Origin of the sequence: Chryseobacterium ginsengisoli (genome assembly GCF_039542325.1) — a bacterium.
Lineage (GTDB): Bacteria > Bacteroidota > Bacteroidia > Flavobacteriales > Weeksellaceae > Chryseobacterium > Chryseobacterium ginsengisoli.
The window spans coordinates 447,491-461,858 of the sequence record NZ_BAABHX010000002.1; the positions used below are offsets into that span (position 1 = coordinate 447,491).

A 14,368-nucleotide genomic window follows, 5' to 3' on the forward strand; every position below is an offset into this window, starting at 1 on the left:
ACCAGCTTCGAAATCAATTCAATATCTGAAGTAGAAACAGTAAGCTTAACACCTTATGGATATTCCAATGTTATTGATGGGAATGCTCTTGATGGTTCTTCAACAATCGTCTGCGATAATTGCAAGTCTTTCGATTCTATTTTAACCGCTACTACAGAATGTTTTTGCAAGCCTAAATCTTTGTGCCACCGTTTCGTTCCTAGCCTATGGTTTAAATTTGATATCTTTTCAAAAGGTGGAGTTCCTACCCTATTATCACTCAAATTAATTGCTCCACGATCACTACAGTTTTCAAGAACTAATTCTTCAGCACTAAAAATATTATCTTTTACCACTCGTAAGTTCTTGGCTATTTCCCGTTGCCTTATAATTTGCATATTGTCGCGGTTTAAAATCAATCAGCCATGCTAAAAGCTCTACATTCTTTTCGCCCGTTTTAATATCTCGTTTAAGGAAATTGAGTAAAGCTTTAAATTTTTCCACATCACAATATCTTATCGCAGGTTCTAGCAGTTGCTCTCTCATTGATTTTCCTAGAAACGAAGTTAAAATTCGCAGATCGTTCTCGTTACAGCCATCATTAAATAATATTATGCATTCATTTCGAAGCCTTGCTATTGTAGGGTAAGTTAAGTTCATTGAAAGCAGACCCAAAGCTTTTTGTGTTTCATAGAATTGGCGAACGTCATTCCTGTATTTCTCAAACATATTGTATAAATTAAGCGTTAAAACCATTAACGCCAATTTAATTGTTAGTTCAATAAAATCTAAATTTTTTTGAGAAATAATGATTGGGCACAGATTTAAAGCTTTCGCTATCTCGTTTGCGATTCAATCTTTTCTACTATACGCTCTAGTCGATCTGCCAATAGCCGTTCGGTACCCTTTTCATATTGCTCAAGCCCTTTCATGGCAAATACAAGTCCATGATAAATATCAGTAATCTCTTTCTCCGTAAGTCGTAATAATTTTTCTTCCATATTCAAATGTAGCAAACCAATCTATATTTGGTTTACGGTTTCCCATAGAAATGAGCATAAAAAAAGCTTTTTTAAATGCTTAATGTATTAGCCTAATAATAAATTTTCCTTTCCTTAACCCGTAAAACATCTTCAGCTTCCATTTTTTTAATCGTTCTTATCACGGTTTCAACCCGAAGCCCTGTTAAGTTTGCAATTTGCTGTCGGGTGAGCGGCACCTCAAAAGAGAACTTCTTTGAATTGGAATTATAGTCTTTAAGGTAATCCATCAATGTTTTGATTTTAGTTGATGGATTGTGTGAAGAGATGCTAAAAAGCATGATGTATTTATAATACAACCTATCCGAAAGCCACTTAAACATACTGAGTGAGAGTTCAGGATTATGGATCAACAAATTAATAAAATCTGTTTTCTTAAGCTTTAATACTGTGCATTTACTCTTACAAATAGCTGTTGCAGGATATACTTTATCATTGAATAAAAGCGACTCACCAACGCTATGTCCCTTAGTGAGTATGTTGTGCGTAAATTCTTTTCCATCCTCACTATAATTGGTTAATTCTACAATACCACTAACTATCTGATAGTAAAAACAAGGCTGACTTCCCTCACTAAAAATTAGTGAATTTATTTCATATTCTTGGTAATCAGCGCCATAATTCAAAAGTAATTCTTCACTAATTATCATAAATAAGGTTTTATGGTTATCGATTTATTAAAAACTTAAGCACTAAATACAAAATCCAAACCATTCCGATCCCTAAGCAGTACATGACTACAAAAAAAAATATGTCCCCTTACAACCTCAGCTTTAAGTACGCTTTAAAGAATCGTATAGTTTTAAGAAGATTTCTTTGAACCAAATCAATAAAATTACTAACTTTTAAACCCCTCACTAAGTAAGCAGAACCACCAAAAAAAAAACAATGAAACAAATTATATTCGCCATATTTATACTACTATCAAAATCCCTTTTTGCGCAAAAAACATTTAGGGTTGATAATTTTTCGGATAAATATTATGGCAAGGTTTTCATCGCGGATACAAAAGAAGTATTTAGTAAAGGTTGGGTGGCCGTTTATGAGAAAGGAACAAATAAAGAGCTCATTAAAGTCAGCTCAGATGAAATTACCTACGAACTTCATAACGGAAAAGTACTCGCAAATATAAAAGAGTTGCCTTATGGTGAGCAAAGCCAAATTTTGTATCAAGATTTCAATTTTGACGGTGTAAAAGATTTTGCAATTATGGATGGACAAAATAGTTGTTATCATGGTCCATCGTTTAAAGTCTATTTGGCTACAGGTACAAAATTTAAGTTCAGTCCCGATTTTACAAGTCTTGCACAAGATTACTGCGGAATGTTTAACATCGATTACAAAAGTAAAATAATCAGCACAATGACAAAAAGTGGCTGCTGTTGGCACCAGTTCTCTGAATTTAAAGTAAAAAACAACAGTCCCTATCCTATAAAAGTGGTTGCCGAAGAAATGAACCTCTGGGGTTTTATCTATGACTATGATGAAGATAACCTGGTAAATGGAAAAATGGTAAGCTCCAAATATCAAAAATTAGATGCAGGTGATCTCAAAGACAAAATAATTCTTTCTTTTGAGTTTGAGAAAAAAAAGAGAATGTATTTAATAAACAGCGACTCAACACTACTCTACGTGTTTACTGATAAAAATGACAAGATAGAGTTATTGTATCCAGAAGACTTTAAATATTCGAAGACTGAGAATACATTATCATTCAAAAAATACAATACTCAATTTATCATTTTTGATGATAAGATAGTAGCAAAGACACCGACTAAATCAATGGAGATGAAACCTGTTTCTAAAACAAAAACAGGAACGTTGACAAGGTTAGATAAACTAAGCCTACAAAACATATTATATTAAAACCGATCACCCACCTCCCTACTCTTTTCATCATCAATATCAGCCAACCTCTTCTTGATAAAATCGGTTGGCCTCATTCCGTTAATTTCCTGAAATAAGTTCGAGAAATTAGTTCTCGATGCAATCCCGCATTCTTCTGCCAGCGTTTCTATCTTGTAGCGAAGATATTTTTTGTCATTATAGAGCTTGTCAGTAATAAAGGCGATCCGTAATTCGCTAAGATACCTGGTAAAATTCATGCCCTTATAATCGTTAACTACCTGCGAAAGATAATTCTGGTTAGTATCAAATTTAGCTGCAAGTTTATTTAGCGTAATTCCACTTTCTGTAAACTCCATGCGCTCCTCAAAGCCCTGCAATTTTAAGATAAGATCATCAACTATTTTCTTCTCAATATCCACCTTATTATTTTCTCGAATGCTTATGGGGTTATTGATTACCACCATATCATTTCTTGCCAGAATTTTTTGTTCCAAAAGACTATACTTTTCATGGATCTGCCTTTTGGTTCTGTAAACGAACAATGAAAATATAATCAGGAATAACGCAAATACGGCTAACGAGATACTTACCCAAATACTTAACATCGATTTTTTTTCAAGCCTGACCTTTTCTTCAAGTAGCGTTCTAGTATCATATTCCTTATAAATTTTATGAAATAGATAACTAAAGTCCTGCGAAATAACCTTGTCTGCCTTTAAAAGCTGTTTGGTGTAGTACAGCTCCTTTCGGGTACTCTTTTGTTTTTTGTATTGATTGAGTAACTGTTCATAATTGCTCCTGAGTTCAGGAAGTATAAAACCATGCTGCTGAAATACTGAATCTACCTTTTGGAAATACCTTATTGCCATGTTGTTATCTCCCAGCTCCAGGTAAGATTTACCGATATAAGAATAGCATACGCTTGCCCACGCAAAGTCGTTTACATTCGCTATCGATTCTACGGAGCGTTTCAAGGTTCGAATGGAATTTTGGTATTCTTTTTTGCAAAACTCCCCAATTCCCTTTTCTTTAAGGAAATATCCGTACTCTTGCCGAAAATCTTCATTTGAAGATGTTGATAAAAGTCCAATACTAATCAATGAGTCCGCCAGCCCATAATTGCCCAGGTTTCGATAGCAGACAATCATTTGATGTAAACTATTATAATATCCCCTACGGTTGTCATATATGAGGTTTGGGTGCATATAATAAAGTTTACCGCTTATTGTATAGTATGGTAACTGCCCCGAAGAACGGTAGCGCTGTAAAGAACGTGTACTTATCTTAAGCTTTTGAAGTACATCCTGATTATCAAGTAACTCTTCGCCATCTAAAGAATTGAGTTCTTTACTGTCGATATTGAGTTTCTCGCTCAGTAGATCGAAACGCTCCATTATCCTTTTCATCCAAAAGGCAAATTCCATTTTGTCAATTTCCATAAGCATTTTTTTAAAGGTTACTATGTACTTGCTTGTTCAAGAACAAAGTTGAAGAACCTTTTAGAAAATACTTGCCAAGCCTTGCCAATGGAAATCGTGTTTTTTTTAACACCTAAAAAAAATAAAATTTTGATTATCAGTATTTTACAACTAAATCGTCGCATTTCTTAAAAAATTAGGTCGAATTTGCCAATTGGCAGGCATTGGTAAGTAGGAAATTGATGAGCACTAGAGATAGACATTAAACTATACTGAGGGTATAGTTGGTGATAATTACTTACTGCTATTAAAATAGATCTTTATCCATGTAAGTTTCTACTGCATTTTTTAATTGGTCAAGGAAGATGGTTCGGCTTCCAGTCCTATCTTTCATCCGATGAAATGCATGATGAATATCTCCAAGCTTTATCCTGAAGAGAACCTGCAGAGTCTCACTGATCTTTCGAATTCCAACCCTGCCATTAGAGACACTCTCAGAACAGTACAATGCATAAATAAGTTCAACAAGCGCATTTTTAGATTCGGTCCAGTAAACATCAGTATCCGTTCCTGGTACTTCTGCGACGTCTTTATTTATCTTACTCAACAAGTAGGTCAATAAAGACTCGTACGCTAGGATTCGGGATACCTTATAATCATAGTAAGTCGAAAACTGATGGTCTATTTCAAAAACATAGCTGCTCAGCCCGGAGTTAAGATTGATCTTACCCAACTCAAAGAATTCATGATCACGGTCCGTACGGCCTGATCTATAATACCTGAAAAAATCAGAATGACTGATTTGATCATTATGTTCCTGTTTCAGTTCCTGTAACTCATTAGAATAGTATTTCTGGTAAAGCTTACCGCTCGTAGCCGGGCAGGGTCAAGCTGTTTCAATCCTGTATAATTTATTGTAATAAATAAGTTTACCTAATATTTCAGGCTTAATTCTTCTAAAAAATTCAATTTCTTCGGATTTGTTCGAGAATCCGTTTTTCAGTACATGTCCTTTTAGCTGGATTAATACTTCTCGAATGAAAATGATCATTCGATAACTTTCTTCAATAATTTGCCGGGATTCTTGACAAACCTTGCGCTCGTGTTCCTGGATACCCGTAAGAGCATCCCTGTAAATTTGGTGTACCATGGTTAAAAATTTTGGTTAATCGGTTAATAATCCCCAAGAGAGTTTCTTTAGGTATTTCAACTTAAGAAATAATTGCTTATATCTCATCATAGAGAAATAAGATTAAATCAATCATGTCGATTTTAAATTTCTTTTATGCACAAATAGATATTACTACAGGCTTTCCCGAAGCTTTTACCATGGGATTGTATAAGAAAAATTACAAAGAATGTATTTCATCTTAGAACACAATAGTAGTAAAAAGAATAACCTGATTAAGTTTAACTAAGGTAATAGCAAATTTTTTAGTTATAGATTTCAGTGTCTTATCTGTCTTTAACTGCATATTCGCTGAAATCCATAAAACGAACTTCGTTACAACTACTAATGTATGATGAGATGACTTGGTTTATTTCTCAATAAATGCTAAATAATTTAATCATTTTTCATAAAAGAATTAAGCTGATTTTATTAATTATTTATTTAAAAAAACATCAAAAAAACACCAATCAAACTTTAATACGACGAGTTCTGTCGCCATGCGAAACTATCTTTGTATCAGTAACAAAGCAGGATTAGAGCTCTTCCGGTCTTTACTATTATTAACCAAATTAACCTAACCAAACTACTATGAAAAAATTTCCATTTACTCCGAAAGGAGTGCAAGCAATGCAAAAAGAATCGAACGCATTATCTGTCGATGAAAGACTAAAAGTTGCAGAATATGTAGCCAGCAATCCAGTTGAATTCATCTCTGAAAATTTCGAGATGTCTGAAGAGCAGCAAGCGTATCTTAGAGAGCTTGAACTCGTTGATATCAGGGTAACGGGATTCAGTCTGGCAATAGGATTTTTAGGACAAGTCCCTATTGAAATGCAGGATACAACACCTCCTTCCACTTTTGCAGCCAGAGGAAAGAAGAAAAAAGAGGTTTCAGCAAACATCAGCACAACAACTAATCCACAAACCGGTTCTACATCTGTAACAGGGCTTATTGGAATCAAGTGGACGTGGTAATCTAAAGACAGTTTAACATGAAAAGGCTGTCCATGCGGCAGCCTTTTCCTTTTTATTCTTATATTTGTCAGACATCAAAGATCACTATAAAAATGAGAAATCATCAAAAGCATTTATTTTTACTTATACTAATATTATTTCCTTTCTTTTTTAATGCGACAACAATACCTTTTGAACTTATTGACGGAAAAATGATCGTCAGTGTAAATATTAAAAATGCTCCCCATAATTTCATTTTTGATACTGGAGCTTTTACTATCATTTCATCTGAGTTAAAAGATCAGTTAAATGAAGAAAAAAGCAAAATTACTTTTCAAGGGGTGGATGCCAACAATGTAAGATCGAACACAGAGGTTTTTTCAACGGATGATCTTCGTATATCAGATCTAAAGTTGAAAAATATAAATTTTTCATTTGCTGATATTGGATGGATGAGTAGTCGTGCATGTAAGAAGATCAGTGGAATATTTGGAGCCAATATGATGAAAGGTAAAATGTGGAGAATTGATTTTAAAATGAAAACTATAAATGTTTTTGAAAAATCTCAAGAACAATCAAATATTATTGCAGCAATTCCTTTTTCGGAAGAAAATTTCACAAGTGTTCCAAAAATCTATGCTAAAATAAGAAATCAAAATATTGAATTTGCCTTTGACACTGGATCAGGAATGGGATTTTCAGTTAATCAGAAAGTTTATGATAAAATAAAAGATAAAGATTTTTTAACTTTTCAAGGACTTTTGTCTCAATCTATAAGTAGTATAGCCAAAGGACAAAGAGAGGTTGATCTCATGGAGGTTGAAATCAATAATACAAAACTTGGTAATCAGATTATAGACAATAGCTCAGATTCTCCCAATCTGATTGGCATCAGATTTATAGAAAATTATATGGTTGATCTTGATTTTATCAATAAAAAAATTATTCTCACAAAGACAATAAAAGCTCCTGAATACCAAAGCTTCGGAGTAGCATTCGCTCCAATTGACAACAATCTTGTTATTGTCAATAAGTTGGAGATTTCTCAATTGTCAGGTTTACAATTAACAGATAAAATCATTAAAATCAATAATATGAATGTTTCTAAAATCGATATGGAATCATTCTGCGAAGTAAAAAAATTACTTGACCAAAGCCAATCGATAACCATTGAAAATGAATCGCATAAGACTTTTACTTTGGATAAGAAAAACGTTTTACAATATTTGAAACTGTAGATCTTAAAATTAATAAATATTTACTTTTCTTTAGTCTATCATACATATCTTGGAGAAATATAAAATATTGTTAAAGGATGGAAAAAGATCAACTTTCCCCACTTTTAACCCTCATCATCCCCTATCAATTTTTTTTAAATCACTGAAAAATATATCGAAAGTTATACCGATAGATTCAACTTTATTGAACTTACTGGATGATAAAGAGCAAACCCCTGTTAGAACAAAGTTTGTCATACAAAATCATTGAAATGTATTTAAGATTAAATTTAAGTAATTGTAAACATCTCCTAAATGGAAAATATTACAAAGGATGATCTTCAACAATTGAGAATGCTTCTAGTAGTAAAATACATTTCTATAAATTGCATATATTTGTACTTTAAAACTATCATCGTTCTTTAAGTTAATTCCTAAAATAGGTGATTTACATCTTTTATGCCTTTTATCGACTGTTGTGGCAAGATCATGGCATTCAAAAATATTAAAAATGTAAACTGCAGAATATTAGCGCGTTAATGATCGAGGTTCGAATACCTCGCTCTCCGCATCAACTCAAAAGAGAATTGAAAATGATTTTTTGAAAATAATAGAAATGATTGTGGCAATATCGTGGCACTTTTAATCCTTTAAGTAAAAAAATCAATATCTATGGTATACTAGGAGAATAGGTTCGAATCCCTCTTTCTCCGCAAAAATTTAAACCTTCAAATAAATTTGGAGGTTTTTTTATGCTTTATTCTGAGAAAAATCGTTAAATCTAGCTCAATTCAAAATCAAGAAATACTTAATTTCTAATTTACGGAAAGCCGTAAAAAATCATCAATAAATATCTCTAATTTTAGAATAGAAAATCACTAACCTAAAAACTTAAATCATGGGATGGAGTTATAGAAAAAGAATTAAACTAATACCCGGTGTTCATCTAAACATCAGCCCAAAAGGAGTAAACACTACTATTGGCAAACGAGGAGCAAGCGTAAATTTCAGCTCAAGAGGTGCGAGAATTAATACGAATATCTGGTTAAAAGCATTGGGCAAACTTTTTAAGTAATAATTTAAATAAAAACCTCCAGCTAAAACTGAAGGTTTCACCATGTTCCATTTAAATTGATGGAATCTCTATTTTAGACAGGTTCAATTTATGTTCTTGCAAGTCATTAATTAGATTTAAATCTTTCTTAAAAAAATCAGTTGTTGAAAAAACATCTTCATAGTAATTAATTCCTTCGAATAAATTTTCTTTAAAAGTTTTCCATTTTTTAATTTGGGAATTTGTCAACGTTCCTGAAAAGTCTGTAATCTCTTTTTTAAGGTGGTCAATATACATTTTCAGTTCATTAATAAACATATTTGGGCGGTTATTTTCAGAAAGAATATTATCCGTGCCGTAGATATGCTTAACCATTTTTGAAAGAGAAACTTCTTTATCAAAAAATGCCAAATTAGGTCCCGGACAAATTACAACTCCCTGTTTTTCACCTTTAATCTCTATATTATTTTCGAGATATGCAGAATTTACCAAACCGACACAAAGACATGCTTTTTCAGCGATATTTTCTTTCGTTTTTTGATATAAATCTTCTGAAATATTCTCTTTTTCCTTATCCAATTCAGAAAATTTTATATCCTGATATTTCTTAGAAGCCATACAAATCCCTTCAGATGAGTATTCTTTACTTAAAGCCAATAATTTTTTCGGACATGAACTTCCATAGTGGTTTCTTTGATGTTTTTCTTTTCTGATAATTTCGTTCGACGTTCCTTTTACTGTATTAAAAGGTACTCCTAACGGTGAAAGATTACTCAAATAAAAATCTTCTTTTTTCGATTTTATTAATAATTCTCTCGTTTCACGATCCACCAAAGTTGCTTCAGGAACAAGCAAGAATGGTGATCCCCAACCAACACTATCTACTTTATACGTTTTCAAGAGAAAATCATGTTCTTCAGATGTCCCTACTCCACCTTGAACGGTTATTTTCATTTCTAAAGGCTCAGAAATTAGAAATTTTCCTTTTTGCTCCAAAGCTTTAATCATCAAAAAATGAGCAGATTGAATCAATTCATTTTTCTTTTGTTTAAATTCTTCTAAAATTGGTCCAAGCAGTAAACCTTCCGTTGCAAAGGCATGACCGCCGCAATTCAAGCCAGATTCAATTCTGTATTCTGAAACCCAAAGTCCTTTTTTAGCTAAAAAATTTCCCTGAATCATTGCAGAGCGAAAATCGCTGACTTTTAAAATAATTTTCTTTTTAAGATTACCATTTTCGTCAGGAAAAAAATCGTCGAATTCTTCAATATAACTGTATAAACGAGGATTCATTCCTGCAGAAAGAACCATTGAGGAAGATAATTTACTCTTTGCAAAACCACGAAGCGAAGCATGAGCGTCATTATAAATTACAGGTAATTGTTCATTTTTCTTAAAATTATCTTTATCGACTTTTGTCATAATATTTACGTCGATATTTCCTGGAGAAAGATGATTTTCAATGAAATTTTTAATTGAAGAAGTGATATTTCCTTTTTGGTTCAGGAAACTCTGCAGACCGTTTTTCAGCTCTGAAGTGTTGGGAAGCATTTCTATGAAGCTTTTTAAAGCTGTTTTGTTTTTAAAAATTTCTTCTTTGAACGCTTCAAATTTTTCATTCACAATATCATCCATCATGTCCAGATAATCTGTGATTCTCTTGGCACGATAATCGTCGATCTTTGTTGAAATACTCGCGTAATTCAGATTCAACTTTTTACTGTAAAAATTTTTCATTTTTTCTATAATCTCATCATCAATTATAGAAACTACGGAAGAAATGCCGTATTGCGCCACACGGATAGGACTGTCTATCGTGTAAGCTAGACCCATCACGGGAATATGGAAATTGTGTAAAGGTTTTTTGATCATTTTTATATTTGATTAAAATAATTACTTACCTCTAAATTCCAATCAACTAATTCACTGAGTACAAAATTATCAGTTTCAAATTAATTATGCATGAAATAATAAATAGATTTTCAAAATATGTTTAAAATCATTTGATATAAATATTAATAACAGTAAACATAAAACAATTAAAGAAAACTTCACTTTATTTAAATAAATAACTGTAATTCAATCATTTGAAATGGATTTTATTTTATGAAAGTCCAGATATTAAATTAGAGTTATTTTTAATTTAACCAAATTTTAAAACTTTTCAAAAAAAAATAATTTTTATTAAAAAGCATTCATCCCAAATCATAATCTTATGCAAAACTTTATTAATTTTACTTAATTTTTTAGTCACAAATGAAATTACATCTTTTAATTAGTATCTTTACTTAATTATTCGTTTAATCATTTTTAAAGACAGAAAGTCAAAGTTTATAATTTAATGACAAGTAAAATCATCGGTGTAGGTAACTATATACCATCTGAAACAATAACTAATTTATTTTTCGATAAGCACATTTTTCTAAATGAACAAGGGGATGCTTTAAAAGAAGATAACGCATCTATTACCAGCAAATTACAAAAGATTACAGGTATTGTAGAAAGACGTTATGCCCACAGTGATGAAGTGACTTCAGATCTTGGATTGATCGCCGCTCAACAAGCAATTGAAGATGCCGGAATTGATCCTGAAACGTTAGATTATATTATTTTTGCACATAATTTCGGAGATGTAAAATTTGGCACTATTCAGTCGGATACCGTTCCAAGCCTTGCTTCAAGGGTTAAACATTTATTGAAAATAAAGAATAATTTCTGTGTTGCTTATGATGTTCTGTTCGGTTGTCCGGGTTGGATCGAAGGTGTAATACAGGCAAATGCATTTATCAGATCCGGTATTGCAAAAAAATGTCTGGTTATCGGAGCAGAAACACTTTCAAGAGTTTCAGATATTCACGACAGAGACAGTATGATTTATGCAGATGGAGCCGGAGCCGTAGTTTTGGAAGCCACAGAAGATGAATCGGGAATCCAGTCTCATCTTTCAGCATCTTTTACATTTAAGGAAAAAGATTATCTGTATTTTGGAAAATCATACAATAATGAAAGATGTCAGGATACCAAATACATTAAAATGGATGGAAGAAAAATTTACGAATTTGCTCTCGTAAATGTTCCGGAAGCCATGAAACAATGCCTTGACAAAAGTGGATATTCTATTAATGATCTAAATAAAATTATCATTCATCAAGCTAATGAAAAGATGGATGAAGCTATCGTAGAAAGGTTTTATCAGCTATACAACACTCCTCTTCCTCCGAATATAATGCCAATGGTAATCGATAAATTGGGTAACAGCAGTGTTGCAACAATACCATCTTTATTGGCTATGATTTTGAGAGGTGAATTGAAGGAACATCAGATAGAAAAAAATGATATCGTTTTGTTTGCATCTGTTGGTGCAGGGATGAATATTAATGCTTTTGTTTATAAATTTTAATTAGCAATTTCAATAAAAAATAGTTTCGGGCAAATCTTCGATTTGCCCGAAACCTTATAAATACCAGTCTTTATATCTTTTTAAAGCTTCCAGAAAATAATAATCTGCATAAATCAACGGGACATCAATTTCAGAATTCAGAGGTAATCCGCCTGTGCTGTGCATTAATAAAAATCCTCCATTTTCTCCCACTTTTGCCTGATATTTTTCACTTGACAAACTTATCAGCATCTGTTTTGCAGAATCAACATAATTTTTCTTTTCATTCCCTTTTGAATATTGACCTAATTCTAATAAAGCAGAAGCAATAATTCCCGCCGCAGAAGCATCTTTCGGAACATTCGGAATTTTCGGGTCGTTAAAATCCCAATACGGAATTTTATCTTTTGGCAACGTAGGATTATTAAGAATAAAATTTGCAATATGTTGAGCCTGGATCAGATATTTTTCATCTTTTGTAAAGCGATACATCATTGTAAAACCATACAAAGCCCAACCTTGTCCTCTCGCCCAAGCTGAAGAATCGGAATATCCCTGAAAAGTCTTTTTGCCTAGAACCTCACCTGTATTCACATCATAATCAATCACATGATACGAACTGTAATCTGGACGAAAATGATTTTTCATCGTCGTATTGGCATGAGCAACAGCTATTTCGCTTAACTTTTTATTACCTCCGTTTTGTGAAGCCCAATTCAGCATTTCAAGATTCATCATATTATCGATAATGACAGGACTTTTGAAATCCGCCATTTTATCCCAAGACAAAATTGCCTGCATTCCGGAACGAAATCTCGTGGAAAGCGATTCCGCAGAAGTTAAAATAATATCTTTATATTTAGGATCTTTTGTAATTCTGTATGCATTTCCGAAACTGCAGAACATCATAAAACCCAAATCATGATCTCGTGTAAAAGTCTTGTTTGGTTCAATTAATTCTAAAGTTCTTTCCGCTTCTTTTTTAATTTCGGGATTTTTAGTCTGCTCATAAATCATCCATAAAGATCCAGGGTAAAAACCCGAATACCACCATGAAATATCTTTCGTAATGAGCTTTCCATCTTTATAAGATTGTGGCATTTTATCCTGTGGAACAGTTTTAAGCAAAAATTTATATTGCTTTTCAGCAAATTCAAATTCGTTCTGAATAAGTCTTGCCATTTGTTTTTTATTTTGCGAATGAAAAGCAATACTTAAAACAGAAAAAGCTGCAATTGTGATTTTATGTAAAGTCATTATTTAAAAGGATTCTTCAGCACAATTTAGTTAAATTTTTCAGTTTAATTATATTAAAATATAAAATTCTATTTTCAAATTTAAAACAACTAATCAAAAGATAAACAACAAGATACACAAGAAAAAGATTGTATTTAATAACAAATTATTATAATTTTGTTAGAAACTAAATCTTTAATACCATGAAAAAATTCAATCAAATTATTGGAAGCTGTTTTCTTGTTTTCATAATTTCATGTCAAACAGCAACAGTAAATTCTTCTGCAAAACCGTCTCACCAAGATCCTGTTTATAAGAATCTTTATATCCACGGAAAAATTTATGCTGCTTTTTATCAGCAACGAGCTGCGGAATATGAAGCACTTTGCCTACAAGCCTACAATATCGCTAAACTTCGTTTGGATCAAGCTTTAGCGTCAAGAAAAGAATCAGACCCACCTTTAGCTATTGTTTCAGATATTGATGAAACCTTTTTAGATAATTCTTATTATGCCGTATCCCAAGCAAAAATGGGAAAAAGTTATGATAAAGAAGCATGGAAAAAATGGACGGATGAAGGAATTGCAAAGCCATTAAGTGGTTCTCAGGAATTTTATCAATATGCAGCGAGTAAAGGGGTTCAGGTTTTTTATATAACGAATCGTAAGGAGGAGGAACGTTCAGGAACTACAAAAAACTTAAAAAAATATGGTTTTCCACTTCAAAATGAGAACAACCTTATTCTTCGTCAAGATAGCAATAATAGTAAGGAAGATCGACGAAAAAAAGTTGCTAAAAATTATAACATAGTTTTATTCTTAGGTGATAATTTAGCAGATTTTTCAAGTTTATTTGATGATGATGCGAAAGAATTACAAAGATCTAAAGCCGTGAAAACTTTAGCAAATGATTTTGGTAAAAAATTTATAGTTCTTCCTAATACAGGTTATGGAGATTGGGAAAATTCATTTTTTAATTACGATAAGCTTTCAGACAGTCTAAAATCTTCTATGATTTACGATGCGGTTAAAACAACTCCTTAAAAATAAAAAGGCTGTCTTAAAATAAAGAC

12 protein-coding genes and 2 pseudogenes are annotated in these 14,368 nt (G+C 32.2%); 6 read left to right on the forward strand and 8 right to left on the reverse strand.

The features are described 5' to 3' along the window. Positions 1-53: 53 nt before the first annotated feature. The 3 genes from ABD940_RS07135 to ABD940_RS07145 form a co-directional block, all read right to left on the reverse strand. A complete protein-coding gene (locus ABD940_RS07135; RefSeq protein WP_345201570.1) occupies positions 54-335 on the reverse strand; it encodes a hypothetical protein in 282 nt (93 codons plus the stop codon). Next, on the reverse strand, positions 322-735 hold the full coding sequence (locus tag ABD940_RS07140) for a hypothetical protein (RefSeq protein WP_345201574.1): 414 nt from the start codon (positions 733-735) through the stop codon (positions 322-324). The genes ABD940_RS07135 and ABD940_RS07140 overlap by 14 nt, the downstream gene beginning before the upstream one ends. Before the next feature lie 337 nt (positions 736-1,072). Then, on the reverse strand, positions 1,073-1,669 hold the full coding sequence (locus ABD940_RS07145; protein ID WP_345201577.1) for a Crp/Fnr family transcriptional regulator: 597 nt from the start codon (positions 1,667-1,669) through the stop codon (positions 1,073-1,075). Between the two features lie 238 nt (positions 1,670-1,907). Here ABD940_RS07145 and ABD940_RS07150 point away from each other — a divergent pair, with 238 nt between their 5' ends. Continuing rightward, entirely contained in the window at positions 1,908-2,885 is a 978-nt protein-coding gene (locus tag ABD940_RS07150) for an XAC2610-related protein (RefSeq protein WP_345201581.1), read from the forward strand. Here ABD940_RS07150 and ABD940_RS07155 read toward each other — a convergent pair. The 3 genes and pseudogenes from ABD940_RS07155 to ABD940_RS07165 form a co-directional block, all read right to left on the reverse strand. Further along, on the reverse strand, positions 2,882-4,072 hold the full coding sequence (locus ABD940_RS07155; RefSeq protein ID WP_345202622.1) for a helix-turn-helix domain-containing protein: 1,191 nt from the start codon (positions 4,070-4,072) through the stop codon (positions 2,882-2,884). The two genes, ABD940_RS07150 and ABD940_RS07155, sit on opposite strands and share 4 nt — an antisense overlap. Further along, a pseudogene (locus ABD940_RS07160) lies at positions 4,073-4,306 on the reverse strand (helix-turn-helix domain-containing protein); the annotation flags it as partial. Positions 4,307-4,592: 286 nt separating this feature from the next. After that, positions 4,593-5,435 (reverse strand): annotated as a pseudogene (locus tag ABD940_RS07165) (RteC domain-containing protein). Between the two features lie 648 nt (positions 5,436-6,083). Between ABD940_RS07165 and ABD940_RS07170 the strand changes: the two are divergent. From ABD940_RS07170 to ABD940_RS07180, 3 genes are all read left to right on the forward strand, one after another. Then, positions 6,084-6,431, forward strand: coding sequence for a hypothetical protein (locus tag ABD940_RS07170; RefSeq protein WP_345201585.1), 348 nt, complete (start codon positions 6,084-6,086; stop codon positions 6,429-6,431). A 92-nt stretch (positions 6,432-6,523) separates the two neighbouring features. Continuing rightward, positions 6,524-7,648 carry a retropepsin-like aspartic protease gene (locus ABD940_RS07175; protein ID WP_345201588.1) on the forward strand — a complete coding sequence of 375 codons (1,125 nt, stop codon included), beginning with the start codon at positions 6,524-6,526 and terminating at the stop codon, positions 7,646-7,648. Between the two features lie 877 nt (positions 7,649-8,525). Further along, the gene (locus ABD940_RS07180) at positions 8,526-8,702 is read left to right on the forward strand and encodes a DUF4236 domain-containing protein (RefSeq protein ID WP_345201592.1); all 177 of its coding nucleotides are present in this window, start codon (positions 8,526-8,528) and stop codon (positions 8,700-8,702) included. A 51-nt stretch (positions 8,703-8,753) separates the two neighbouring features. Here the strand turns inward: ABD940_RS07180 and ABD940_RS07185 are convergent, their stop codons facing one another. Next, a complete protein-coding gene (locus ABD940_RS07185) occupies positions 8,754-10,553 on the reverse strand; it encodes a hypothetical protein (RefSeq protein ID WP_345201595.1) in 1,800 nt (599 codons plus the stop codon). A 469-nt stretch (positions 10,554-11,022) separates the two neighbouring features. Here ABD940_RS07185 and ABD940_RS07190 point away from each other — a divergent pair, with 469 nt between their 5' ends. After that, positions 11,023-12,081, forward strand: coding sequence for a 3-oxoacyl-ACP synthase III family protein (locus ABD940_RS07190; RefSeq protein ID WP_345201598.1), 1,059 nt, complete (start codon positions 11,023-11,025; stop codon positions 12,079-12,081). A 54-nt stretch (positions 12,082-12,135) separates the two neighbouring features. On the opposite strand, the gene ABD940_RS07195 is transcribed toward ABD940_RS07190, so the two are convergent. After that, positions 12,136-13,317 (reverse strand): glycoside hydrolase family 88 protein, encoded by a 1,182-nt coding sequence (locus ABD940_RS07195; RefSeq protein WP_345201601.1) that lies wholly within the window; start codon positions 13,315-13,317, stop codon positions 12,136-12,138. A gap of 182 nt (positions 13,318-13,499) precedes the next feature. Between ABD940_RS07195 and ABD940_RS07200 the strand changes: the two genes are divergently transcribed. Further along, positions 13,500-14,339, forward strand: a complete 840-nt coding sequence (locus ABD940_RS07200) for a 5'-nucleotidase, lipoprotein e(P4) family (RefSeq protein ID WP_345201603.1) — start codon at positions 13,500-13,502, stop codon at positions 14,337-14,339. Positions 14,340-14,368 lie beyond the last annotated feature (29 nt).